General features: G+C 40.2%; 17 protein-coding genes and 1 tRNA gene. 8 read left to right on the top strand and 10 right to left on the bottom strand.

The features are described from left to right. Positions 1-6 precede the first annotated feature (6 nt). The 5 genes from SJY09_RS16770 to SJY09_RS16790 all read right to left on the bottom strand — a co-directional run bounded on the left by SJY09_RS16770 (position 7) and on the right by SJY09_RS16790 (position 9,847). On the bottom strand, positions 7-3,018 hold the full coding sequence (locus SJY09_RS16770) for a SusC/RagA family TonB-linked outer membrane protein (protein ID WP_396636854.1): 3,012 nt from the start codon (positions 3,016-3,018) through the stop codon (positions 7-9). Positions 3,019-3,845: 827 nt separating this feature from the next. Then, a complete protein-coding gene (locus SJY09_RS16775) occupies positions 3,846-4,220 on the bottom strand; it encodes a cupin domain-containing protein (RefSeq protein WP_396636855.1) in 375 nt (124 codons plus the stop codon). A gap of 18 nt (positions 4,221-4,238) precedes the next feature. Then, a complete protein-coding gene (locus SJY09_RS16780; protein WP_396636856.1) occupies positions 4,239-6,494 on the bottom strand; it encodes an alginate lyase family protein in 2,256 nt (751 codons plus the stop codon). A 73-nt stretch (positions 6,495-6,567) separates the two neighbouring features. Beyond that, on the bottom strand, positions 6,568-7,437 hold the full coding sequence (locus SJY09_RS16785; RefSeq protein ID WP_396636857.1) for a cupin domain-containing protein: 870 nt from the start codon (positions 7,435-7,437) through the stop codon (positions 6,568-6,570). An 82-nt stretch (positions 7,438-7,519) separates the two neighbouring features. Beyond that, on the bottom strand, positions 7,520-9,847 hold the full coding sequence (locus SJY09_RS16790; RefSeq protein ID WP_396636858.1) for a chondroitinase-B domain-containing protein: 2,328 nt from the start codon (positions 9,845-9,847) through the stop codon (positions 7,520-7,522). A 161-nt stretch (positions 9,848-10,008) separates the two neighbouring features. Between SJY09_RS16790 and SJY09_RS16795 the strand changes: the two genes are divergently transcribed. Both SJY09_RS16795 and SJY09_RS16800 read left to right on the top strand, forming a co-directional pair. Continuing rightward, positions 10,009-10,269, top strand: a complete 261-nt coding sequence (locus SJY09_RS16795; RefSeq protein ID WP_396636859.1) for a hypothetical protein — start codon at positions 10,009-10,011, stop codon at positions 10,267-10,269. Then, positions 10,266-10,988, top strand: coding sequence for a ribonuclease activity regulator RraA (locus tag SJY09_RS16800; protein WP_396636860.1), 723 nt, complete (start codon positions 10,266-10,268; stop codon positions 10,986-10,988). The genes SJY09_RS16795 and SJY09_RS16800 overlap by 4 nt, the downstream gene beginning before the upstream one ends. A 72-nt stretch (positions 10,989-11,060) precedes the next feature. On the opposite strand, the gene SJY09_RS16805 is transcribed toward SJY09_RS16800, so the two are convergent. Both SJY09_RS16805 and SJY09_RS16810 read right to left on the bottom strand, forming a co-directional pair. Continuing rightward, positions 11,061-11,137: transfer RNA gene (locus tag SJY09_RS16805), tRNA-Arg, on the bottom strand. A gap of 168 nt (positions 11,138-11,305) precedes the next feature. Next, on the bottom strand, positions 11,306-11,752 hold the full coding sequence (locus SJY09_RS16810; RefSeq protein ID WP_396636861.1) for a MarR family winged helix-turn-helix transcriptional regulator: 447 nt from the start codon (positions 11,750-11,752) through the stop codon (positions 11,306-11,308). A 112-nt stretch (positions 11,753-11,864) separates the two neighbouring features. Here SJY09_RS16810 and SJY09_RS16815 point away from each other — a divergent pair, with 112 nt between their 5' ends. The 5 genes from SJY09_RS16815 to SJY09_RS16835 all read left to right on the top strand — a co-directional run bounded on the left by SJY09_RS16815 (position 11,865) and on the right by SJY09_RS16835 (position 17,757). Then, the gene (locus SJY09_RS16815) at positions 11,865-12,950 is read left to right on the top strand and encodes a pyridoxal phosphate-dependent aminotransferase (protein ID WP_396636862.1); all 1,086 of its coding nucleotides are present in this window, start codon (positions 11,865-11,867) and stop codon (positions 12,948-12,950) included. A 70-nt stretch (positions 12,951-13,020) separates the two neighbouring features. After that, a complete protein-coding gene (gene hppD, locus SJY09_RS16820; RefSeq protein WP_396636863.1) occupies positions 13,021-14,154 on the top strand; it encodes a 4-hydroxyphenylpyruvate dioxygenase in 1,134 nt (377 codons plus the stop codon). Between the two features lie 122 nt (positions 14,155-14,276). Then, on the top strand, positions 14,277-15,434 hold the full coding sequence (locus SJY09_RS16825; RefSeq protein WP_396636864.1) for a homogentisate 1,2-dioxygenase: 1,158 nt from the start codon (positions 14,277-14,279) through the stop codon (positions 15,432-15,434). Positions 15,435-15,577: 143 nt separating this feature from the next. Then, positions 15,578-16,798 (top strand): fumarylacetoacetase, encoded by a 1,221-nt coding sequence (fahA, locus tag SJY09_RS16830; RefSeq protein ID WP_396636865.1) that lies wholly within the window; start codon positions 15,578-15,580, stop codon positions 16,796-16,798. Positions 16,799-16,881: 83 nt separating this feature from the next. Then, positions 16,882-17,757, top strand: coding sequence for a flavin reductase family protein (locus tag SJY09_RS16835; RefSeq protein ID WP_396636866.1), 876 nt, complete (start codon positions 16,882-16,884; stop codon positions 17,755-17,757). Positions 17,758-17,940: 183 nt separating this feature from the next. On the opposite strand, the gene SJY09_RS16840 is transcribed toward SJY09_RS16835, so the two are convergent. Both SJY09_RS16840 and SJY09_RS16845 read right to left on the bottom strand, forming a co-directional pair. Next, positions 17,941-21,429 carry a T9SS type B sorting domain-containing protein gene (locus SJY09_RS16840; RefSeq protein ID WP_396636867.1) on the bottom strand — a complete coding sequence of 1,163 codons (3,489 nt, stop codon included), beginning with the start codon at positions 21,427-21,429 and terminating at the stop codon, positions 17,941-17,943. A 149-nt stretch (positions 21,430-21,578) separates the two neighbouring features. Then, a complete protein-coding gene (locus SJY09_RS16845) occupies positions 21,579-22,010 on the bottom strand; it encodes a transposase (RefSeq protein ID WP_396636868.1) in 432 nt (143 codons plus the stop codon). A gap of 401 nt (positions 22,011-22,411) precedes the next feature. Here SJY09_RS16845 and SJY09_RS16850 point away from each other — a divergent pair, with 401 nt between their 5' ends. Continuing rightward, on the top strand, positions 22,412-22,999 hold the full coding sequence (locus SJY09_RS16850; protein WP_396636869.1) for a flavin reductase family protein: 588 nt from the start codon (positions 22,412-22,414) through the stop codon (positions 22,997-22,999). Here SJY09_RS16850 and SJY09_RS16855 read toward each other — a convergent pair. Next, positions 22,986-24,437 (bottom strand): aldo/keto reductase, encoded by a 1,452-nt coding sequence (locus tag SJY09_RS16855; RefSeq protein WP_396636870.1) that lies wholly within the window; start codon positions 24,435-24,437, stop codon positions 22,986-22,988. The two genes, SJY09_RS16850 and SJY09_RS16855, sit on opposite strands and share 14 nt — an antisense overlap. Between the last annotated feature and the right edge of the window lie 2 nt (positions 24,438-24,439).

Here is a 24,439-nt window from a genome sequence, read left to right on the forward strand (position 1 = left end):
TTGTTTTTAAAATTTCAAATTGACACTAAAGTTAACAGATCTTACGGTCGGATAGTTACCAAAATCGAAACCGTTCGTTGTGTTGCTCGCCGAACTGTCCTGTCCGACTACACCATAACTCACTTCGGGATCCAATCCGGAGTAGTTCGTAAAGGTCAACAGGTTCTGTCCGCTGATGGAGAACCTAACGTTGTCCATACCTATTCTATCCGTTACCTCCTGGGGCAGGTTGTAGCCTAGGGCAAGGTTCTTCAATCGCAGGTAGCTGCCGTCCTCTACGAAACGAGAGGTTATCTGCTTACCTCTTAACCTAGCGCGAGGTATATCGGTATCCGTATTGGTCGGTGTCCAAGAATCGAGAATGGCCGTAGTTGCGTTGGAATCCCCGTTGAACAACTGCACATTGGTAAGGTTCATGACATCCCCGCCGAAGGACCCTTGGAAAAAGATGTTCAGGTCAAAGTTTTTATAGGAGAAGTTATTGGTGATACCCATGGTCCAGTCCGGGTTTGGATCCCCGATTATAGTTTGGTCGTCCGTGGTGATATCGCCGCTACCGTCCAGGTCGGCGAACAATTGGTCCCCGACATCACTACCGGCAAGTAGCGCCGTACCTTCCGGCAATGCACCTCCTTGGTAAACTCCTTTATAGTCGAAGCCCCAGAAAACACCTACCGCTTCGCCTTCCCTTAGCACGTGTGTACGTGGCACGTTGAAATAGCCCGGGGAGGCATCTTGGAAGATATCCTCACCGTTCAACAAGGTCACGAATTCGTTCCTGTTCCTGGACCAGTTGAAATCGGTCGTCCAACTGAAATTATCGTTACTGATGTTCCTTGTGTTCAAGGTGACCTCGAATCCTTTGTTGTTGACCTCCCCCACATTTCTTAGACTGGCCGCGGTAAGGAAACCTAAGAACTGTGGTTGGCTCGTATCCTCGATGATAAGGTCCTTGGTATCTATGTTATAGTAATCCAAGGAAAGGGAGACCCTGTTGTTGAAGAGCCCCAGGTCCAGACCTAGGTTCGTCTGGAAGGACGATTCCCATTTCAGGTCGGGGTTCGCAACTTGGTTGGGCGTTACGTTGATTACCGTAGTACCGTTGATAGGGGTGAACACCGAACCGAAACTGGCCAGGGACTGATAAGCTGCGATCGCTTGGTTACCGGTCACACCGTAACTGGCCCTTAGTTTCAAGTTGGATATGGTCTTGTGGTCCTTCAAAAAATTCTCGTTGGACACTTTCCAGCCCAATGCACCGGAAGGGAAGATGGCATACTTTTCGTTTTCCGCAAAGTTGGACGCACCGTCCCTTCTTACTGTTGCCGTAATCAAGTACTTATCGTCATAATCGTAGTTCAACCTACCGAACTGCGACTGTATCTCCGTTTCCGAGAAGGAGGAAGTAGGGATCAGCTGAACGGCACCCGACTGTAGGTTGAAATAGGAAAAGGAATCAGAGGTGAATCCCGAAGCACCTGCGGAAAACCGTTCCGTCGATGTTTTCTGATAGGAGTAGCCCGCCAAAAGGTTCAGGTTACCTTTACCTATCTCCTTGTTGTAGGTGAGATAGTTCTCGCTCAACAGGCTTGTTCTTTTAAAGTTCTGTACCGTAGCCCTACCTCCGGTACCCGCTCCGGCGGTCACCACTAAAGTGGATGGTCTGAAAACACCCTCCGTACCGTTGGCGGTACTAAGACCGAAGGTTGTTTTGAAACTAAGGTTTTTGACAATATCGTAATCGGCGTATAGGTTGGCCCTGTAATTATCCGTCTTGGTCTCGTTCACACCTTCCGTTGCGACCGCAAAAGGGTTGTCCACGTTATCGCCCACGGAGTTGATCGTGTTCACGCCGTTCGCGTCCTGTACCGGTTGGTCCGGCGCGAACCTGAAGAGTAGGGAAATTACATCGTCACCACCTCCGTTGGCCGTTTCACCGGTCGATTGTGTGGGGACACCGTCCTTGGAGCCCCTGCTCCCGAAAAGGTTGAACCCAAGTTTTAGCTTGTCCGTTACCTGCGCGTCGATATTCGATAAAAAGGATACGCGCTCGAATTCTGAATTAACCACGACACCTTCTTGCTTAAAGTAAGTGGCGGAAGCATAGAAGTTCACTTTATCGGTACCTCCCGAAAACGCGAACTGATGGTTCTGTGTACTTCCCGACCTATACAATAGGTCCTGCCAGTCCGTATTGGCCGATCCTTGGGTATAACCGGGATTTATCGCTTGTTGGTAGGTGGCGAACTGGTCCGCGTTCAACAGGTCCAGCTCGTTGGCCGTGTTCTGTATCGAATAGTTGGTATTGAACTCCACGGACAATTTACCCTTTCTACCCTTCTTAGTGGTAACAAGTACCACACCGTTGGAACCTCTGGAACCGTATATCGCGGTTGCCGAAGCATCTTTGAGTATCTCGATCGATTCGATGTCGTTGGGCTGGGGGAACGTGGCACCAACGAAACCGTCCACTACGATCAGTGGAGCACTGCTCGCGTTGATCGAGGTGTTTCCCCTTATCTGGATATTGATGGGTGCACCGGGCTCCCCACCATTGTTGGACTGTACCACCACACCGGCGGCACGGCCCTGGATCGCCTGCGCCGCGTCAAGGACCGGAAAGGCGTTCAGCTCTTCGGATTTTACCGAGGATACCGAACCGGTGATATCGCTCTTTTTACGGGAACCGTAACCTACCACGACCACCTCGTCCAATTGGGCGGAGTCCTCGGCAAGGGTAACGTCGATCCTGGACTGTCCCGTGACCGTTCTGGTGACCGTCGTAAAACCCAAGGAGGAGAATTCCAGTACATCACCTTCCTTGGCCATGATGCTAAAATTACCATCGAAATCCGTAGAGGTTCCAGTGGTGGTACCGGATATGACAACGTTGGCCCCGGGGACCGGAACATTGGAATCGTCCGTTACGGTACCGGATACGCTGTACGTATCCTGCGCAAATAATTGTATGTTGACCAGCAACGTTACAATCATTAAAAATTTTAATTTAAATTTCATAAGTGTTTAATTAAGTTAGTACTATGTAATTGAGCTTTGTCTTTCTTGACAATAAGTTGAGATTTAAAACTACTATCGTTTTATCATAGCTTTTGAAAACTCCTAATTTTTTGATTGTGCCTTCTGGATAATTCTACAGAAAGATTTAACTATTGTTTCTTGGTGAAGAAGTAACCATATGATAAAAGGATAGTTTTTACTCGTTCCTTTTTAGATTTATACTAAGTTTTCATGATAAGTTTTACTTTTTAATTGGTCAACCATATTGGTTTACCAATTTGGTTGACCAAATATATGTTATTGATTTGTTAAAAAAAAATTTATACTAAATTTTATGATGCGAATTTTAAGGAACCGATAAAATCTTAATATGTAAAATGGGATATTTGTAATTATATAATATTTCTTTGTAAAATCTATTTTACAATAGTCAAACAAAAAAATCCATAAGATCTATGGATAAAGGAAAAAAATTACCATGTGCTCAGGCAATCTTTCACTTTCTTCCTAGGTCTTATAAGAATTACGGACAAAGAATTGTAAACCGCTTAAGGCTTTAACGGTTTGCTGACCAACTTACGTGCATCCCCCTCCTCTTTAAATCTTCAAATAAAGCAGCTTCTTTTCTATATTATCTGTAAACATCCAACCAATTGGTTTGTCTTATCGGTACTTTAAAATGTAGGTCGGGAGCGCATTATCCAAGACCTATACTTTAAAGACTTAGTGAACCCTTTAGACTACTGTTGTTATGGGAATGATTCCCAGTTCAACTTGCTATTCACCTAGTTGGTATTAACTTAAGAATCATTTATTGTTAGGCCTAACTATGATTTATCGCTAAAATAAGACGGCCCTTCACCGGTCAAAAAATCTTCCCGTACCGGACTAAAGGTGTCAATTAACTCCCCTTCTTCCAGACATACTGCACTATGCAGTAAATTCGGCTCAATATAAACACCATCTCCAGCTTCTACAATTTGTTTTACGCCATCAATTTCAAATTCAAATTTACCGGAGACACAATAGGTGGCTTGTGTGTGAAAATGCTGATGTGGGGCGCCCAATGCGCCTTTATCGAACTTTACACGTACCATCATAATTTGGTTGTCATACCCTAAGAACTTTCTTGATACTCCTCCACCGAGTACTTCCCAGTCTATGTCCTTTGTTACGATGTATTTTTCGCTGGCTCTATTCATATTATTCTGTTTTTGTGATTATTGATACGTGTAAGAACCTGTCCAAGTGTAGTCCTTACCACTAATTTTTACGGTATGTGTCGTTGTTTTTAAAACTTTTGTATTTGCTGTTATAAATAATTTAGAATTCCCTTTTACGTTAGTGATCAATACAGCCGTATAATCTGCTGTATCTAACACTAGTTTTATTTCTTTGATGTTACTATTGGAATTAATTGCGGATTCTGTCACTGGACTGTAGCTCCCGTGTGACTCTATAACTGTAACAAAAGTGGTATTCTTTGTGTTTTTTCTGCGTAGCATGAATCCAGCGTCCCTGCGCAAATTAAACTCTGGGTCATTTGCCCCCAAACGCGTAAAAAGTAATTCATCTGCGTTATCGGTTATGGTGGTGAGGGTGTAAAAGTTTCCGTTGCCTAACCATGATAATACTGTACTTTTTGAGGAAGGTGTTCCTTTTCCTTCAAGATATAAATGTTGATATCCATTATCCTCTCCGAGGATGGCTAAAGCAGGAGATTCATATTCAAAATTGGCTTTTATTACCTGTCCCATAAAATAGAAAGGAAGATCGTACTGGTTTTCAGTGTTGGAAGTTACTCTCATCATATCCAAAAGGAAAGGTTTTTCGAAATCCTCATCCTTGATAACGGCCATAGTTCTGTGTATTTCTGTTCCAGGATAAGCATTTTTTTCTTTGGCACTAACCACTTGAACCGCGGTATCGGAATCGTCATAGAAATGCAAATCGGAATGATGCTGACTGCCTATCTCGTATTTTCCCTGAAAATGAGAAGTCTCGTTCTGAACCAAGGTGTTATGTGCTATTGTTTGCTTGGCCCAGGTCTTATTTTCCTTTAGGTAGTTGCCGCCTCCCTTTTGTTCTATATTTACAAAACGTGCCAAACCATAATCTTGTAAAACCTCATTACCGTCCTCATATAAAGAGTACGATAACTTGTCATAATGTCCGTGACTGGAACCTTGTGCTGCATATTTAAAAACAAGTTCCAGACCTTCATTTCTTAATATGCCAACACCACCTTGTTTTCCATCTGGCCCGTCAGTCAGGTTGATGGATTTTTTTTCAAAAGCCTCTTCTTTTCCATCGCGAACGCCTATTGCCACAGCCAAACCAGAATCATCCAAAAGTACTTTCCCCTGTTTTTTGGCAATACTTAATAACTGAGGGTCTCGCCCGCCATATTGATATGAGATATTTACGGCAGTAACCAAAGCACCGGTGTAATAGGACATGCCTTTCTGACCATCGTTTAGTGGAAAAAAATCACCATCTGCATCCGACAGGTTTAATAGTGCGTTGATAGATTTAAGCAGTACACCGTCTTTGTACTTAAAGATATTCAGTTCAGGTTTTACGTTATGCAATCCTTCTGCAAAAATTAAAAAAGGGTACATGGCATAACGCTGATAATACGGACCTTCGTTGTAATATCCTTCAGGAGAAAAAGGTTCCTCTATATTAGCAAGAAAACCTGCTTTGCCGTCCTTGTTTAAGTAGCCTCCATCATCATCCTTAGCTTTCTTATCTAAATTCACCCCCTTTATACCGTACAGAGCACGGTCAATTAGTTCTTGATCGTTCATCACTAGACCTATCATCCCAACCGCAGCATTGCCCCAAGTACTGTGGTTATGTACTCTTTGGTAAAATTGTGGACTGTCAACTGAAATATGATCTGCGAAGGGTCTGAATAAATTTTTCTCCAATTTTTTTCGCTCCTTTTTTGTTAAATAATCATAAATGCAATCATATGCCTGACTAACGTAGACCAACCAGTTAGAATCGTTTAAACATTGCCAGAACAATTTGCCACGAGCGTAAGACCTCGTTTTTGGATGCAAGGGTAAGGTCTTGTACATTTCCTCATATTGCATCAACATATCCTTTACATACTTTGCATATTTTTCGTCGTCAAGTATTTGATATAGAACGCCTGCTTTTTGAAGTGTAAACCAATTTTGTTTATGACGTGTATGGGTGTATCCGCCAGAATAATCTTTTGGAATCGGGGTGTCGATACCAAGGGCAATTTCCGCATCTACCGCTGCTTTTATCGCTGCCAATGATGCGTCGAATAAAGGTATATTCCCTAATTCGGCACGGATTTTTTCCACACCGGCTTTGGTCAAAATCAATTTAGGATGTTCTTGGGCGTTTCCTTGGTATTGAAAGAGCGTTATGAAAAACGAAATAAGTAGGATTCGTATGGCTGTATTGGATAGCAAGATTTTATTAGACCAATTATGCATTTTCTTTCTTTTTTGAATATTTTCCACTTATGGTAACGGTTTAATTTAATGAACGTTCAAGGACCGTTTTGCATCAATCATTTTTATTGGTACTCGTTGGTTTGTGGGTTTTTAACCATTCTTGACCTTCTTCGGTCAAGAAAAAATCCATCCACATATAATTCATTTTTTTGTCTTCGTCCACAGTAACCCAATGGCTAGAGCCAATAGGGATATGTAATAAAGAATACGCTTTTAGTTTGGTAGAAGCATCGTCTGCATGTACCGTAATATCATTATCGGTAAGTCCTAAAAACAGCTGGTCTAGCATGGGGTGTTCATGTGCCCCAACCGCATCCGGTCCTTTTGCTTCTACGGTCCCAAGAGCAACACGAGGTACAATATCAGCAGGCAATACCGTTCTACTAACGGTATTGGGGCTTTTAATTTTTTCGGTATACGGTTCCGTATCTATAAAACGGGTAAAAAATAGGTCCTGTTTGTTTTCCTGCGGAAAGTTCTCAAGGTCTTCAAGGTCTTGCGCAGACAACTTTTTGGTAAACTGTAAAAAGTGCAATGTTTCACTGTCGGGAACCTGAAATTGTACTTGCTCCATATTGTGCATAGGGATGGCTATAGATTCTGGCGTAACATTTCGTTTGATAGTATCAGCAAAAAGAATCCCTTCGCCACTAACAAATAGGAACATATTAACATAACCTTCCTTTAGATATATCGTTTTCTCTGCGGGTCCGAGGTAGGCGATATGTTCAATTTTAGTTTCCGCTATCTCACCTTTAAGTAATTCTTCGATAAAGGTATTTTCACCTGTTGGTATTTGCATCTGTAAATTCTGAACAACAATTTCCGTTTCATTTGAACATGAAACTGTTAGAAGGGCTAAAACAAAATATAATAAAATAGTAGAGCAGATGCTTTTTAAAGGGGTATTTATTTTCGTCATTAAGGCGCAAGACCAATACCGATAAAGAGTTGATGTTTTATTTTGTGAGAAGTAGTTTTGATTATACATAGGTATATCGTTTCTAGTACATTAATTTTAATTTCAAATTCTCTTCGACCGTGATTTTTCCAGAGTTATTGATTTCATTACCTGATGCTGTATTGTTTTTTGATCCCCAGAGTGTTGCGATAAACTGAACCGGATTATTCTTAAAGGTGTTTTGGGTAAGAGTTACATTAATGATACCACGATGATTTAAGAGCGTTTTGTTTTTTTCTTTTCCCCCACATTGTGTGAAAGTACTATTTGTCACTAATAGGTTTCCGCCGATTGTAGACTCGTCATAACCACCTCTGTAATAATCAATGACATTCGCTTCAACATTATTAAAATCACAATTACTTATCGTTAAGTATTCTGTATTGTAATCACCTTTATCGTTAGTTTCTCCGGACAGTTCTATCCCATTTGCAGAATTGGAAATAGCCGTGTTTTCAAAAGTGATACGCTCAGCGAAGGATTCTTTATAAACCTTTAGTATGTAATTAAAATCACTGATGTCAGAATTTAAAACCGTTAGTCCAAAATGATTGGACATGTTTTGCTGTAAACTCGCAAAAGCATAGTTGGTATTATTTCCCTTTAAGCTTACGTTGTTTAGGGTCAGTTTCCCTTTGGGTTGCAGAGAAAATAATGGGGTATTTGCTTCTCCTGTATATAGAAGTTGCGCCTTAACGTTTTCTTCTGATGTAATCGTCAAGGCTTTATGAAGAACTAAGGGGTTGTTGATTTCATAGGTGCCTTCGGCTATGGAAATTATATCTCCGTTACTAGCATTGTTAATTGCCGATTGTAAGGCGTCTGCATTAGTTACAGTATGCGTAATAGGGGTTCTAGGTACCGTCTCATTAGAAAACCAGGAGGTACCGTATTTGGATTTATCCAAAATGTTAGGGTTGTAAACGTCTTTGCCCATAATGGCACCAATACTTTTATCCTCTTTTCTAGAAACACCTAATAAATCGGTTTCAATGGTATCAAAATCGAAGCCCTCATAGGCTTCAAAATTATTGGGTATGCCTGTGGGGATATAAATGTTATCAGATAGTTTTTTTATATCCAAAGGTGCTGGCACAATACCACCGTTAAAATCTTTAAAGGCAACACCTTGATTATTAATAACGTTGTTCTTGAAGGTGACGCCGTCTGCTTTATCATTTTCAATAACAATAGCCTCAAGGCCTTTCTCATTGTATACTATATTATTCGCAATGGTGGTTCTGATAGCTCTTGCCGAGCGGATTTCTGATTTTGGAAGCACATCAGCTTGTGCTAAATTTTGTCCAACACCAAATTGCCATGGGGCGCTACAATTTACATAGGTGTTATAGGCCACTACTACATCTGTTACTTGGTTGTAACGGTTTAGAGGAGATTTAGGAATGCCGTTCATAATAGCTAACGGACTTCTAAAGCTTTTGCCTTTTAGTTGATAAAAATAATTATTGACTACCCAATGTCCTGTGTTAATAATTCTAATTCCTCCATAGTTTTCATTGACACCATCTCCAATAAAGTAGTTGCCATTTATGGTGACATAATTTCCGTGACGTGTTACCAAAGAACCTTCACTTTTGTAAAATACATTATTTTTAAATACGTTGAAATTTGTTTTACTAGAAATGATTTCTACCTCTCCATTGCACGCTTCAAACAAATTACTAGCCACCATGGTATGGCTTGGTGACATGGAGGTATAACTATCGCCTAATTGAATAGTTTCGCCACTTGGACCGCCTTTTACCGGTCTTGGACCAAAATGATTGTTAACGATTTGATGATAGTTGTTTATACTTTCTATACCTGCGATACTAACCCTAACCGTGGGGCCTCGGTTTGTTTTTCCCGCAATGTAGCAGTTGCTTAAGGTATTGTGTCTACCCCAAAACCGAACCCATAAATCACTATCGTCTCTTTTGGGTTTATTGAAATCTTCAATAACGCAATTCGTTAGTTTACAATTATTCGATATTTGGTCTGGTTTACCCTTTTGGCTTATTTTAAAATCAACTACCGCTTGGGATGGCGAATATCCATTTCTAAAATGTAGGCCGCTAACCTCTAAAAATTCACCACCAAAAGTCAGGTTGGAAACCCCTTCGATGAAAACTTTGCCTTCGGTTTCAGCCTTAATGGTAATAGGGTTGTCTTTAGTGCCTTTTCCTGTAAAGGCTATTTGTACATCTTTCCAAACACCGTTTGCTAGTATAATGTTATCTCCAGCTTTGGCCACAGCTATTGCATCGCCGAGCTCAACAGGGTTACTAACTTTGATGAGACTTAAATTTGATTTTTCACCACAAGCCAAACATAAAATAAATACGGAAAGAATAATTAAGAATTTCTTCATTTTAAGGAGATATATGTCTAGTTCTAATAGATATATGTTAGAAAGTAAGTTACGAGCATAAATTGGTTAACCAATTTGGTTTACCAAAAATACATATATTTGTAAGACTTGCAAGTTTTTAACAAGGTTCCTATAGTTCGTTTGCAAATTACACTATGTTTATGAATGATTTTAAATGGGGGCAAGTGAGTGAAAAATGGAAGCCTATACATGTTCCTTTGGGAGAAGGTATGGTAGATTTTAATCGTTATTTTTCCCTATTGAAAGCTTATGAAATCAACGTTCCAGTTTCATTACATCTAGAATATGATTTAGGAGAGGCAGAACGTGGCGCATCAAAAATTAACATACCTAGGAACGAAGTCTTTGCTCGAATACAGAAAGATTTGGCTTTCTTAAAAGAAACCTGGAAAAAAGCATGAGTAAAATAAAGAGATTATCTGCAGGCAATAGGCAAAAGCTAAAACAGATTAGCACCGCTACGGTTGCTACATTCTTATTTAAAAAGGGATTAAAAAATCAGTTTATACAAGACGTGGTGCCTTTAAAAAAAGGAAGGCCGACCATGGTAGGTGAGGCCTTTACACTACGTTACATACCTGCAAGAGAAGATTTAAACGGTATTGAAGTTTTTAAGAATCCTAAGCATCCGCAACGTGTGGCTGTTGAAACCTGTCCTGAAGGTGCTGTCCTAGTGATTGACAGTAGAAAAAACCCAAGGGCTGCATCAGCAGGTTCCATATTAATTACGCGATTAATGGTTCGGGGGGCTGCAGGTATTGTTACGGATGGTGGTTTTCGTGATTCGGCGGAGATTACAGACTTACCATTTTCTTCTTACCATAACAGACCTTCCGCTCCTACAAATCTTACGCTCCACCAAGCAATGGATATTAATGTTCCTATTGGTTGTGGTGATGTTGCCGTTTTTCCTGGTGATATCATTTTAGGGGATGATGATGGAGTAATGGTCATTCCTTATCATTTAGTTGATGAAGTGATCGAAGAAAGTACGAAAATGACCTTATTTGAAGAATTTGTGCTGGAACAAGTGCAAAAAGGAAAAACTATTGTTGGGCTCTATCCACTTACCGATGACGCTATAAAAAGTGATTTTGAGATTTGGAAGAAATCAAGGTGATTGACCTGGTTTTTGAGTGTAGCTTGGATAAAAAAAAGACCTTAAAGATGTAACATCCTTAAAGTCTTTTCGTGGTGATCGCAGGAGGATTCGAACCTCCGACCGTCTGCTTAGAAGGCAGATGCTCTATCCAGCTGAGCTATGCGACCCTAACATCTGAAACGCTTTTTCAAATGTGGGTGCAAATCTACTAAATTTTATAGAGCTGTAAAACGAAAATTGATAAAAGATGAGATAAAAATAATAGGTTTTTTATAGGGGGCTGATTTTACAGACAATTTACAGATTTTGTCCATTTTTTCGTTGACCTTTCGTATTTATCTATTAGCCTCATATTGGTTATAATTATCCCAAATTTGATCTAAGACTTTAAGGAATACATCAAATTCATAAGCACTAATATCTTTTATACTCATCTTACGAATGTCCTTTATTAATGGCATTACTTTGGTCATTAAATCTTTTCCAGCATCTGTCATTAAGAGCTTGTAGCGCCTTTGGTCATTTCCAAAACGCGTTTTTTCTAAAAGTCCTTTTTTACAAAGACCACTTATAACCCGGGATGTGGTGGCTCTATTCCTAAAGTTGGTGTTACTTATTTCGGCTTGCGAGGCATCAGTCCCGAGCAGATGTACTCTTCTTAAGATAACCCACTGTTCAATGGTAAGATCAATATCATTCTCACTAAAAGTCCTCAGAAAAGTATGCTGTACTTTTTTAAGTGTGCGATCAAGATACACTCCAAAACCCTCTGTTCTGTCCATAGGAATACTCGTTGTAGTTATCAAAAGTAAGGAGAAAATGCAAAACAATGTTGCAAATGCAACAATAATGAAAAAATAGATTACTTTTGGACTATAAGGCTTAAAATAAAACATGTATAAATCCTATATTCAAGAAGATAGTACGTACAAGGGCGGTGGTAAAAAAATAGTTATGCCCACTGGTATTGAGGTGCATAAGTTATCCTCTAATGAGAATCCGTTAGGTTTTTCAAAAAAGGTTTCCCTTGCAATTACTAATGCTGTCAATGATTTAAGTTTGTATCCAGACAATACAGATATAAGGTTAAGAGAAGCCTTGTCCAAAGATTTTAAAGAGCAGTTAGATGCGGATCATTTTGTTACGGCAAACAGTGGTTCAGAGATTATAGATATCATTTCTAAAGTTTTCCTTTCGGAAGGGGACGAGATTATTGTTTCTCAGCCTTGTTTTTTACCTTATACCGCCTTTACCCGTTGGATGGGTGCCAAAGCGATTAATGTGCCAATGACGCCAGATTACGATTATAATTTGGAAGGTATACTAAAAGCAATCACAGCGAAGACTAAGATGATATTCTTGGCTTCCCCAAATAATCCATCTGGCAACTATATTCCTTATGATGTTTTGGTAGCTTTTCTTTCGAAAGTGCCTAAAAATGTTATTGTGGTCTACGATGAAGTGTACCGTCATTTTGCAGAGGCGTCCGACTATACTTCCGCATTGCCCTTTGTATTGGAAGGTTATAATATTATTGGGATAAACAGTTTTTCCAAAACTTATGGTTTGGCAGGTTTACGCGTTGGTTATTGTTATGCTCCTTTAGCGTTAAGTAATTATATCCGGAAGGTATGCAAGCCTTTTTTATTGTCTTCTTTGGCTTTGGAGGGCGCTATAGCGGCTCTAGAGGATACAGATTTTGTGCAACGTACCGTAGACTTAGTTCAAGAGGAGCGAAAATTTGTTTTAAAGGGTTTAGATGAACTCGGAATCAAATTCTGGCCAACAGAAGGTAATTTTGTTCTAATAGACCCACCTGTGGAAAATATAGATTTTACAAAATTTATGGAAAGCAAGGGTATTATGGTAAGACCCGTAGGTGTCTTTGGCGCTCCTGGGAAGGTGAGAATATCTTTTGGTGTTCGGAAAGCAAATGAAGCTATGCTGGCAGCGATGAAGGAGCTGTTAAATAATTTATAAGATTAAGAACAAAACGATTTTTTTAATATATTTGTTGCATATGCAACAATAAATAGAAACCTAATTTATAATGGATACAACAGCTTTACCAAAATTGCACGAAGATGCTAAGGATTTTATGCCTATCAATGGCACCGATTACATTGAGTTGTATGTGGGTAATTCCAAACAGGCCGCTCACTTTTATAAAACCGCTTTTGGTTTTCAATCACACGCCTATGCAGGTTTGCAAACTGGCCTCAAGGATAGGGAAAGCTACGTTGTAGTCCAGGATAAAATACGTTTGGTTTTGACTTCGCCACTAAAAAGTGGTACTGAAATTGGGAAGCACATAGACACACATGGTGATGGTGTTAAGGTAGTAGCCCTTTGGGTAGATGATGCTACCTATGCCTATGAAACGGCAGTAAGTAAAGGTGCGAAATCTTACATGGAGCCGGTGACCGAGAAAGATGAGCATGGTAGTGTAGTGCGTGCGGGAATCTATACCTATGGAGAAACAGTACATATTTTTGTAGAACGCAAGGATTATAATGGAACTTTTTTGCCAGGATATACAGCATGGGAAACGCCAGACTATAATCCAGCACCCACAGGCTTAAAATACGTTGACCATATGGTGGGTAACGTAGATTGGGATAGGATGAACTATTGGGTAGAGTTTTATGAAAAGGCAATGGGCTTTGTAAATATCCTTTCTTTTGATGATAACGATATTTCTACCGAGTATACGGCCTTAATGAGTAAGGTTATGAGTAATGGCAACGGAAGGATTAAATTTCCTATCAATGAGCCTGCCGAAGGAGCAAAGAAATCCCAAGTAGAAGAATACTTGGATTTTTATGAAGGTGAAGGTGTGCAGCACATTGCTGTGGCCACAGATGATATTATCCAGACTGTCCGCGATTTAAAGAGTAGAGGAATTGAGTTTTTAACTATTCCGGATACTTATTATGATGCGGTTACAGACCGTGTTGGAAAAATAGATGAGGATATTGCACCTTTAAAAGAGCTTGGGATTTTAGTAGACAGGGATGATGAAGGGTATCTGCTACAGATTTTCACAAGACCAATAGAGCCAAGGCCAACCATGTTCTTTGAAATTATTCAAAGAAAAGGCGCACAGTCATTTGGAAAAGGTAACTTTAAAGCACTGTTCGAAGCTATTGAACTAGAACAGCAATTAAGAGGTACTTTGCATTAATCACAAGTTTATAAGTTTGGATTTTAAAGGTTTGTATGTTCCTGCCGTATTTTAAAATCACAAATTATGGTCTCAACTTATAAGCTTTAAGCCCATAAACTATAAACATTTAAACTAAAAAAATGCCTATATATCATAAACTAGGAAAGTTTCCGCAAAAGCGGCATACACAATTCGAGAAACCAAATGGTACTCTGTATTATGAGCAATTGTTCGGGACAATTGGTTTTGATGGTATGTCATCGCTGCTTTACCATGTTCATAGGCCCACACAGGTTAAGGAGATTGGAGAGGCAATTGATATGAGCCCTAAAATAGCCGAAGCAAAGCATATAAAATCTAGAAAACTAATTGGTTTCGATGTAGCTCCGCAGGACGATTTTTTAGAATCCCGAGAACCCATGCTTGTAAATAACGACGTGCATATTGGTTTGGCGGCTCCTAAAAAATCGATGACGGAATATTTTTATAAAAATTCTGATGCAGATGAGATGTTGTTCATCCATAAAGGCACTGGAACATTAAAAACTTTTGTTGGGAATATTCCTTTTGAATATGGCGATTATCTAATTATTCCTAGGGGAATGATTTATCAAATAGAATTCGATACCGAAGAGAACCGCATATTATATGCAGAATCTTTTCATCCTATTTACACGCCAAAACGTTATCGTAATTGGTTTGGTCAGCTTTTAGAGCACTCTCCGTTTTGTGAGCGGGATTACAAATTGCCGCAGGATTTACAGACCCATGACGAAAAAGGTGAGTTTCTTATGAAAATTAAGAAACAGGGTATGTTGCACCATCTCGTATATGCTACGCATCCTTTTGATGTAGTGGGTTGGGATGGCTATAATTATCCTTACGGATTTTCCATACATAATTTTGAGCCTATTACCGGTAGGGTGCATCAACCACCACCAGTACATCAGACGTTCGAAACTAGTGCTTTTGTGATATGTTCGTTCTGTCCACGATTGTATGATTATCACCCTAAATCCATTCCGGCGCCATACAATCACTCCAATATAGATTCTGATGAAATGTTGTACTATGTAGACGGGGATTTTATGAGCAGAACCGGTATTGGTCCGGGATACATTTCATTGCACCCTGCTGGTATTCCGCACGGACCGCACCCAGGAACTTATGAAGCTAGTATTGGTAAAACAAAGACGGAGGAACTCGCGGTAATGATAGATACTTTTAAGCCTTTACAGCTTACGAAGAACGCTATGAAGATAGATGATGGTAAGTATTACAAGTCATGGCTAGAGTAAAGCTCCTCTAGCTCTTCTAAGGTGGAGAAAAATAGCTCCTCCTCAGATGAGGGGGCTGATTAGAACCGATTTCTAAACAGTTAAAAGATTCTTGACTTCACTTAAACTATCAGTGTGACACTCAGGAATAAAAAACAAAATAAATGATTATCAACATACCCGAAAATTCAGATTTTTCCATTCATAATATTCCCTTTGGAATTTTTTCAACCGCTGATAGAACTCCAAGAGCCGGCGTTGCAGTAGGTGAGTATATTTTGGATTTAGTTGCAGTAGCGGCATTAGACGTTTTTGACTTTGACACTGCGGTGCTGGAAAAAAGTACGCTTAACGATTTTATAGATTTGGGCAAGCCAATAACCAATAAAGTAAGGACTGATATTCAGTCTTGGTTAAAGGATGATGCTTCCGTACTGGCCGGAAAACCTGCGCTTTTTGTGAAGCAATCAGAAGCTGAAATGCATTTACCTGTTTTTATTGGCGATTACACGGATTTTTATTCAAGTATAGAACATGCGACAAATGTTGGGAAAATGTTTCGAGATCCGGAAAATGCACTCCTTCCAAATTGGAAACACATTCCAGTTGGGTACCATGGTAGGGCAAGCTCTATCGTGGTAAGTGATGTGGCGGTACATAGACCAAAAGGACAAACCATTCCTAACGGCGCGGACCAACCTGTTTTTGGTCCCTCGCAACGTGTAGATTTTGAATTGGAAATGGGTTTTATCACCGGAAGAAATACAGAGCTGGGTTCCGCTATTTCTACGGCTGAGGCGGATGATTATATTTTTGGATTGGTTTTGCTGAATGACTGGTCGGCCCGTGATATTCAGAAATGGGAATATGTGCCGCTTGGTCCTTTCTTGGCCAAGAATTTTGCTTCTCACATATCGCCATGGATTGTAACCTTGGAAGCATTAGCCCCTTTTAAGGTTTCAGGACCAAAACAAGACCCAGAGGTCTTGCCTTATTTAAAATATGACGGGCAGCGAAATTATGATGTTAATTTATCCGTGAGCATCACACCAGAGGGGAGTGATGAAAAAACGGTCTGTAATTCCAATCTAAAATATATGTATTGGAATATGGCTCAGCAATTAGCACATCATACGGTAAATGGCTGTAACATAAATACTGGGGATTTGTACGGTTCCGGTACTATTTCAGGAAAAGATGAGAATTCTTATGGTTCTATGTTAGAATTGGCATGGATGGGAACAAAACCTTTAAAAATGAACGATGGCTCGGAACGTAAATTCATTAATGACGGAGATACGGTGACCATGCGTGGCTATGCTGAAAAGGATGGAAAACGCGTTGGTTTTGGAGAAGTAAGCGCCAAAATACTACCAGCAAAGTAAATCTCTGGAGCCGAGGAAAGTCGAAAATACCAAAAACCTAAATATGACCTGAGCTAGGCTCTGTCATCTAAAACATAATGCTAATGATAAAAACGATAGACCCCAAAACTATTTCGCAACCAGAATTACATGCGTACTTATTGTCAGCGGTAGCTCCAAGGCCTATTTGTTTTGCAAGTACTATCGATGGAGAAGGTAAGGTGAATTTGAGTCCGTTTAGTTTCTTCAACGTTTTTAGTTCTAACCCGCCAATACTTATATTCTCCCCTGCCCGCAGTGGTAGAGACGGTAGTTTAAAACATTCGCATCAGAATGTAAAAGAAGTACCAGAAGTAGTCATAAACATTGTTAATCATCCTATCGTGGAGCAAATGTCCTTATCCAGTACGGCTTACGACAAGGGTGTAAACGAATTCCTAAAAGCAGGACTTACCCAAGTACCTAGTGAAAAAGTAAGACCACCCCGAGTAGGGGAAGCACCGGTAGCTTTGGAGTGTACGGTAACCGAAGTAATTGAGTTGGCGGATACCCCGGGAGCGGGAAACTTGATTTTGGCGAAAGTAGCACTCATCCATATCAATGAAAAATACCTAACGGACGACAAATTAGATACGCAAAAGTTAGATTTGGTAGGTAGAATGGGAGAGAGCTGGTACACGCGAGCAAGTGGAGCGGCACTTTTTGAAATTCCCAAACCGATACGAACAAAAGGAATAGGGGTAGATAGCCTACCGGTATCCGTCCGAGAAAGTAAAATCCTTACAGGTAATAATTTAGGGCGTTTGGGGAACTTAGAGCGAGTTCCTACCACATCGGAAATGGATATGATTCGTAAGAGTGATGAGGTCAAAACAAAGGGGTTAGCTGATGATATCGCAAAAATTCATCAACTTGCTAAGGAATGGTTAGCCGAAGGAAGAACACAAGATGCCCTATCCTTATTGTTTAGTTTTGAATAAAGGCTTTTGTCTTATGTTTAAAATATAGTTTGAGAGCGGAGGTTTTAAATTCAGACAGGAATATTTTAATAAGTTTCAATCCTAGTCTTTAAATGGATAGGTGTTTAGGGATTATAGTCTAAGACTAACAAAACGTAATTATCTTAAAAGTGTTGTATAAAATAGATGAAAAATACCCTAAAATCAGCGCTTTAAGGTAAAATGCCCTGAAAAGACTTCACCTTCACCATAAGCAAATCTAAACCAGTAATCTGAAGCAGGCATTCGTTGGCCAAAATAGGTGCCATCCCAACCCACGCTTTGCGGGGATAATTGTTTTAAAAGTTTACCATACCGGTCGTAAATAAAAAGCTGAGCATCGGGAAACAATTCAGCTCCGATGATGTTCCAGTTATCATGGATACTGTCCCCATTGGGTGAAAAGAATTTTTGATATCCTATTGCGGTAATTTCTTCACTAAGTGTGCGACATTCTAGAATGTCTCTTACATAAACGGTATAGGTGCCTGGGAAAACTATAAATTTGTTGTTGGACTGAAAATTCTCTCCGTCTAAGGAGTATTCAAAAGAACCTGTTCCCGTAGCGGAAACCAGCACTTCTATCTGATCAGAAAACCCATTGGTTTCAACGGTTAAGGTTTCTGGTGCTCCTGAAGATAATACTTCAAAACTTACGGAATTCTCGCAACTGACTCCATTTAAAACCTGCGTTACGGTCAATTCGTATATTCCGAGTTCTTCAACATTCAATTCTCTGGTGTTGGCAACTTCCAGACCGCTATTATTTTTCCACGACCAAGAATCGAATACACCTCCGTCTAGAATTAAAACCGGGCTGTCCGGACATATGACGTAACGTTCTTCCAATAGGGGTTGTGGCAAGGGATTTATGGTTAATTCAAACGAGGTAATGCTACTACAAGTTTCTAGCCCTATACGGGTAACTTTCGCAAAAAGTGTTTCCTGCATTTGTAGATTGGTATAGCCCTGGGCATTTAAAGGGTTTGAACCGTTTTCAGCATCTGACCGACTGGCAAAATAAGTGATATTGAAATCGTTTGCATCTTGCGTACCTAAAATTTCTGCATTCTTTTGTGTAAGGTCAATGTTTTGGCTGCCTGTTTCATTATTGTCACAAAGTATAATTGAGCTTGGTTCAAGGGCGAAAGGGGTGTCAAAAATTTGAATATCAAAACTATCCGCTACATAGCAGCTGGTGTTGGAAGCATTTTCCAATCTGTAGAAAATGGTTTGTGGATTGCTGGCGTTCGTAAAAGGCCCCGTAATCTCGTTCTGCACTAATTCGGCATCGGTCCGTGTTTCAAAATACCGCACCATAAATTTAGTTGCATCTTGCTCGCCAAGAATTTCCAAATTCTTCTCCGTTAAGTTAAAACTAGAACTACCGTCGTTATTGTCATCACAAACTACCCAATCCGTAAGGGTTTGTAGATTGGGTGTGTCGTAGACCATAAGGTCAAAGGAGTTTGTCGCATAGCAATTAGGGTCAGATGCGTTTTGTACTCGCACATAAATGCTTTGCTCATATGCCGTAGTATTGGTGTATGAGTTGGTTAACGGATCGGTATTGGTTTCCGCATCCGACAAAGAAATATGGTAACTAATTGTTAGGCTTGTCGCATTTTGTGTGCCTATGATTTCCGTAACGGTATCCGTTAGTTCAAAAGCAAAAAAACCGTCGTTGTCCGTATCACAAACCTGTAAATCTGTTGGCGTATGTGCAACGACTCCAGAACTGACCTCAATCATAAAACTACCCGTTCTGTAGCAGTTGGGATACGTACTGTTCTGAAACCTAAAGAAGATTTCTTCGGTTGCTAAGGTATTTTCGTGGTTTACGGGCAAGGGGTTTGTTCCTGCATCTGCATCGGCCTGTGAAGCGAAATACAAGATTTCGAACTTGGTTTCGTCTTGGCCATTAAAAATCTCGATATTCTTCCGAGAAAGATCAAAAGTAAAAAGACCGTCCGTATCATCGTCACAGACCGTCCAATCCAAAACGGTATCAATAACAGGGGCTTGTCTTGCAATAATATTGAATGCTGCTGTTGTATAACAATTGGTATTGGTCTTATTGGAAGCCCTTATGTAAACAAGCGTTGTGCCTAGTGCAAAGGAGTGTGTATTTTCCAATACGTTAGTATAGGTATCCGCATCACTTTGCGAAAGGAAGTAATCTACCGAAAAATTGTCGGGGTCTTGCGTTCCTAGTACAGAAGCGTTTAAAGTTTGCAAATCCATATCATAGGCATCTTGGGTAATACAGGCCGTAATGTCTTCTAAAGGTAGTGCTTTGGGAATTTCAGAAATTGTAATATCCTCTGTTTCCGTAGTGCTATTGGATGCCGTGTTTACCGTTACGGAAACGGTATAATCTCCTGCAGCAGCATAGGTATGACCTGGGTTTTCTGCAGTAGCGGTAGTGCCATCACCAAAATCCCATAAAATTGAAGTAATAGGTTCCGAGGCTTCAATACTAAACTCCGTTTCGTTTCCTAGACACAAGTTTTCAGCTTCAATTCCTACATCAAAAAATGAGGATATAAAGGGAGGTAGCCCCATAGATGCCTTTGCGCCGGGTCCAAGATAAACGGCATCATCTACAAAATCGCATCCGTCCCCTAAAACATTAGGATTGTTGATGACATTCAGGTAATTGTTTAAGATATTGGTTTCATAAATTTTGCCATCAATTCCCATTTGCAATGCACCCTTAAACATATACCAGCGAGATTCTAGGATGTGCCCAGAGTTGATAATGGCATCTTGTTCATAGGTACTAAGGTCGAACTGCGTAAGATTATATCGTGTAGTTATATAGAGCACATTATTGTTCAAGGAAAATTCCCCTCCATAAGGTCTATTGCCTGCAGCTCTATTGGCATCAAAAAAGCCTTTTAGAGAAACATGGTCGCTCATGGTGCCTGTTGCGGTATTGAAACGCATAAGATCAACTTGAGCATCATTATCCGTTATAGAGACCAAAAATTTTCCGTCAGGAGAAGTTTTCATGTATCCTATGGTCGAGTATTCAGCTTGTGGAAGCGATGGACCAATATTAGTTACAACGGGTGTTGTGTTAATGCCAGAAGCATCCACTAGAAAGCTATAATAAGAATTGCCTCCATAGGAACGTGTAATGACCCAAACGCCTTGCCCGTCTGAATGGGCAACTGCGCATATCTTTTCACTAGTGCGACTGATTAATGGAATTCCTTTTTGAGCGGTAATATCGCCCATACCCCCATTAAGATTCATATCCACCACGCTGTATTGCAGTCCATTGGGCCCACCTGCTTCATCAACGGTAAACAAGAAGTAAATATTGGGCTCGTCGGATTTTGGTACAATGATGGCAGATTGTGTACTAGAAGGATCCCCGTTTAAACCGGTTCCATTGGGCATGATGAGGTGGTTTCTGTTCCATACCGTAATACCATCGGTGTAAAAGAGCAGGCTGCCATTGGAATCGGATATGGTGGCACATCCTTCATGGGTGTTTAATTGACCGTCAGTAAGGGCAACGGGTGTTCCTGAGTTAAAATCCAAACCTGCATTTTCACCAAAATACCAGATGGCCGCTTCCTTTTGAGCTTGGGTAAAAATGCTTGTGGAAAAAAGAATTACGAAAAGTAAATACTGTAGTTTCAAACGTGGTCTTGGTTAGTGTTGTGGCCTGTAAAATACACCACTTTTATAGGTCTACAAAAGGTTCCTTACAAAACGTGATAAAAATCGATAAATTGTAGTAAAAAGCTTGTTTTTATTGTTGTGAGAAGCTTATAACGTCTTTTTATCGATTACCATGAAATACTTTTAAAAAAAGAATTCTTTTTTAAAATAGCAACGACGGGATTGTCTGCTTTCGTTATTGAAATTAAGCCTTGGTCGTTAACATAATTGCTGGCACTGGAATAGCGATATTCTGAAGCTTTCACAACAATCCCCGCTCTCACCGGATTCATATGAATATAGTCTAATTTTGACCATAGAAATTTTTCTGAATGCACTTCTTCGGGATGGTTGCCGTACTTCCAAAACTGATAGGTTTTGTTCCTACTATGTTTTTTAGCGGCTGCAACGAACTGCCGTAGCATCCATTCCCTTCTACTTTCAGGTTCATTTCTAATGGATTCTAAAATTCTTTTTGCTGTATGCTTCTTGAAATCCCTAATTAAACCCGATAAATCTTCTGTTGTGCTTTGTAAAATACAGTGTATATGGTTGCTCATAATTACAAAGCCATAAATAACCATGCCTTTTTTTGTTGGCAGTATTGCAAACTATCCACTACGATATCCTTGTAACGTTTTCTCGTAAAAATATCGACCCAATCAACTACAGTGAATGTAACAAAATGTGGTTTGCTTTGGTCTCTTATTTTATAGCCTTCATTATTGAACATGAATAGCAAGATACTAAATCAAAAACGCTGAGTTGCAAACTTCGCACTATAACGCTTTGCTGCTTTATTTTACGCTGCTCTGCAAAGTTTACAACTTCACAGCTTTTGCTGTGTTATGGTTAAATCGAAAATATTACAACTTATGCTTTACGAAATAGTTTGATTGGCTTACTCGTGTGTGCTTACTCATAAACGGTACGAAGTCGCAAACTTCGAACAGCTGGGCAAATGTCCTTATCCAGTACGGCTTACGACAAGGGTGTAAACGAATTCCTAAAAGCAGGACTTACCCAAGTACCTAGTGAAAAAGTAAGACCACCCCGAGTAGGGGAAGCACCGGTAGCTTTGGAGTGTACGGTAACCGAAGTAATTGAGTTGGCGGATACCCCGGGAGCGGGAAACTTAATTTTGGCGAAAGTAGCACTCATCCATATCAATGAAAAATACCTAACGGACGACAAATTAGATACGCAAAAGTTAGATTTGGTAGGTAGAATGGGAGAGAGCTGGTACACTCGAGCAAGTGGCCCAGCTCTTTTTGAAGTTCCCAAACCGATACGAACAAAAGGAATAGGGGTAGATAGCCTACCGGTATCCGTCCGAGAAAGTAAAATCCTTACAGGTAATAATTTAGGGCGTTTGGGGAACTTAGAGCGCGTTCCTACCACATCGGAAATGGATATGATTCGCAAGAGTGATGAGGTCAAAACAAAGGGGTTAGCTAATGATATTGCAAAAATTCATCAACTTGCTAAGGAATGGTTAGCCGAAGGAAGAACACAAGATGCCCTATCCTTGTTGTTTAGTTTTGAATAAAGGCTTCCGCTTCAATTTCCACCAAGTAGCCGTCCCCAACAAGTTTAGCTTCCACTAATGTGTTAGCCGGGTTTATTCCCTTAAAACGTTCGCCGTGAGCACGCGCAACAGGTTCCCAATCATTAATATTATGAACAAATATTCGCGTACGCACTACACTTTCTAACGTTGTTTCAAAGGTTTGTAGTACCGCTTCTATTTTATCGATTACAAAATGCGCCTGTGCTGCCGCATCCGCTCCGCCAATCATATGCGCTCCATGCGTAGCGGTAGTTCCCGAAATATATATGCGATTCCCTTCTTTTACGGCACGGCAATATCCAGCAAAGGACTCCCATTCTGTTCCGCTAAAAATTTGTTCTCTAGTAGTATTCGGTGCAGTGATTTTAAATGGTTTTGGAATTTTGTCTAAATGATGGCTCAAGTCTCCCGATGCCGTTAAAAAGGGAGGGTTTCTATATTCATCTCCACAATTTCCCGGAATGGGAAGCAACTTTTTTTGAGCTTCTTTTATGGTATTGATATCCTCCGAAGAAAGGGATATGGCTAACATTTTTTTATTATCCTCGATGTGATTTCGTTCCCCTAATCTTGCACCAACGATAACGGAAGCCACATTCGGATTTTCTAAAATATATCGGGTTGCGATATTCGCTAGAGAAACATCATGTTTATCCGCTACTTTTTTTACGGCACTAAGAAGATTTTGATAGTTGTTCCATCCGCCTGCGGCATCAATAAAACGTTTGTACTTCATTTGAGACCAAGTGGTAAGCTCCTTTTCGGAGGGCTCTTTTTTATGTAACCATTTATCGGTCAAAAATCCCCCTGCCAAAGTACCGAATGCTAGCAATTTTACATTGTACTCCATACAAACTGCCGTCATCTCTGTAGCTGCCCTTTGGTCAAGTAAGGAATGGCAAATTTGATTGCTAACGATAGGAATTCCGCTGGCGCATGCAATCCGCAAATGGGCCGCATCAAAATTAGTGACTCCAATATGTTTTATAAGACCTTCTTCTTGTAGTTGCTTTAAATGAAATAGACCGTCTAGCCAACTGGGATCTGGATAGTTCCAAGCATGAAATTGCATCAGGTCTATACTTGTCTGCTGCATACGGTCTAGCGCGGTTTGGTTGGCAGTGCGAACATCTTTCAGGGTTATTTCTCCCGGTTCTGGAACCCATTTGGTAAACAACTGTACTTTGTTCCCTAACGGATTGGTATTTTTGAATGTTCCGGTTATTATCTCGCTAGAGCCATAATGGTCGGCCATGTCAAACGTAGTGAATCCCGCTATAACATAAGGTTCCATAAATTCAGCCGTTGCGTCCGGGTCTAGGGTTTTTCCGTCACGTTCCATATCGGCTATTTGCCAAAGACCGGTAATAATTCTAGATATTTCTAAACCTTCGGATAGTTTAATTTTGTCTTTCATAT

Source organism: Maribacter sp. R77961 (genome assembly GCF_044594925.1).
Taxonomy (GTDB): domain Bacteria; phylum Bacteroidota; class Bacteroidia; order Flavobacteriales; family Flavobacteriaceae; genus Maribacter.

Coding starts and splice junctions, on each gene's coding strand:
- SJY09_RS16850 (WP_396636869.1), top strand. CDS start 22,412: ATGTCCTTATCCAGTACGGCTTACGACAAGGGTGTAAACGAATTCCTA.
- SJY09_RS16815 (WP_396636862.1), top strand. CDS start 11,865: ATGTATAAATCCTATATTCAAGAAGATAGTACGTACAAGGGCGGTGGT.
- SJY09_RS16835 (WP_396636866.1), top strand. CDS start 16,882: ATGATAAAAACGATAGACCCCAAAACTATTTCGCAACCAGAATTACAT.
- fahA (WP_396636865.1), top strand. CDS start 15,578: ATGATTATCAACATACCCGAAAATTCAGATTTTTCCATTCATAATATT.
- SJY09_RS16800 (WP_396636860.1), top strand. CDS start 10,266: ATGAGTAAAATAAAGAGATTATCTGCAGGCAATAGGCAAAAGCTAAAA.
- SJY09_RS16855 (WP_396636870.1), bottom strand. CDS start 24,437: ATGAAAGACAAAATTAAACTATCCGAAGGTTTAGAAATATCTAGAATT.
- SJY09_RS16770 (WP_396636854.1), bottom strand. CDS start 3,018: ATGAAATTTAAATTAAAATTTTTAATGATTGTAACGTTGCTGGTCAAC.
- SJY09_RS16775 (WP_396636855.1), bottom strand. CDS start 4,220: ATGAATAGAGCCAGCGAAAAATACATCGTAACAAAGGACATAGACTGG.
- SJY09_RS16790 (WP_396636858.1), bottom strand. CDS start 9,847: ATGAAGAAATTCTTAATTATTCTTTCCGTATTTATTTTATGTTTGGCT.
- SJY09_RS16785 (WP_396636857.1), bottom strand. CDS start 7,437: ATGACGAAAATAAATACCCCTTTAAAAAGCATCTGCTCTACTATTTTA.
- SJY09_RS16810 (WP_396636861.1), bottom strand. CDS start 11,752: ATGGACAGAACAGAGGGTTTTGGAGTGTATCTTGATCGCACACTTAAA.
- SJY09_RS16825 (WP_396636864.1), top strand. CDS start 14,277: ATGCCTATATATCATAAACTAGGAAAGTTTCCGCAAAAGCGGCATACA.
- SJY09_RS16780 (WP_396636856.1), bottom strand. CDS start 6,494: ATGCATAATTGGTCTAATAAAATCTTGCTATCCAATACAGCCATACGA.
- SJY09_RS16845 (WP_396636868.1), bottom strand. CDS start 22,010: ATGAGCAACCATATACACTGTATTTTACAAAGCACAACAGAAGATTTA.
- SJY09_RS16795 (WP_396636859.1), top strand. CDS start 10,009: ATGAATGATTTTAAATGGGGGCAAGTGAGTGAAAAATGGAAGCCTATA.
- hppD (WP_396636863.1), top strand. CDS start 13,021: ATGGATACAACAGCTTTACCAAAATTGCACGAAGATGCTAAGGATTTT.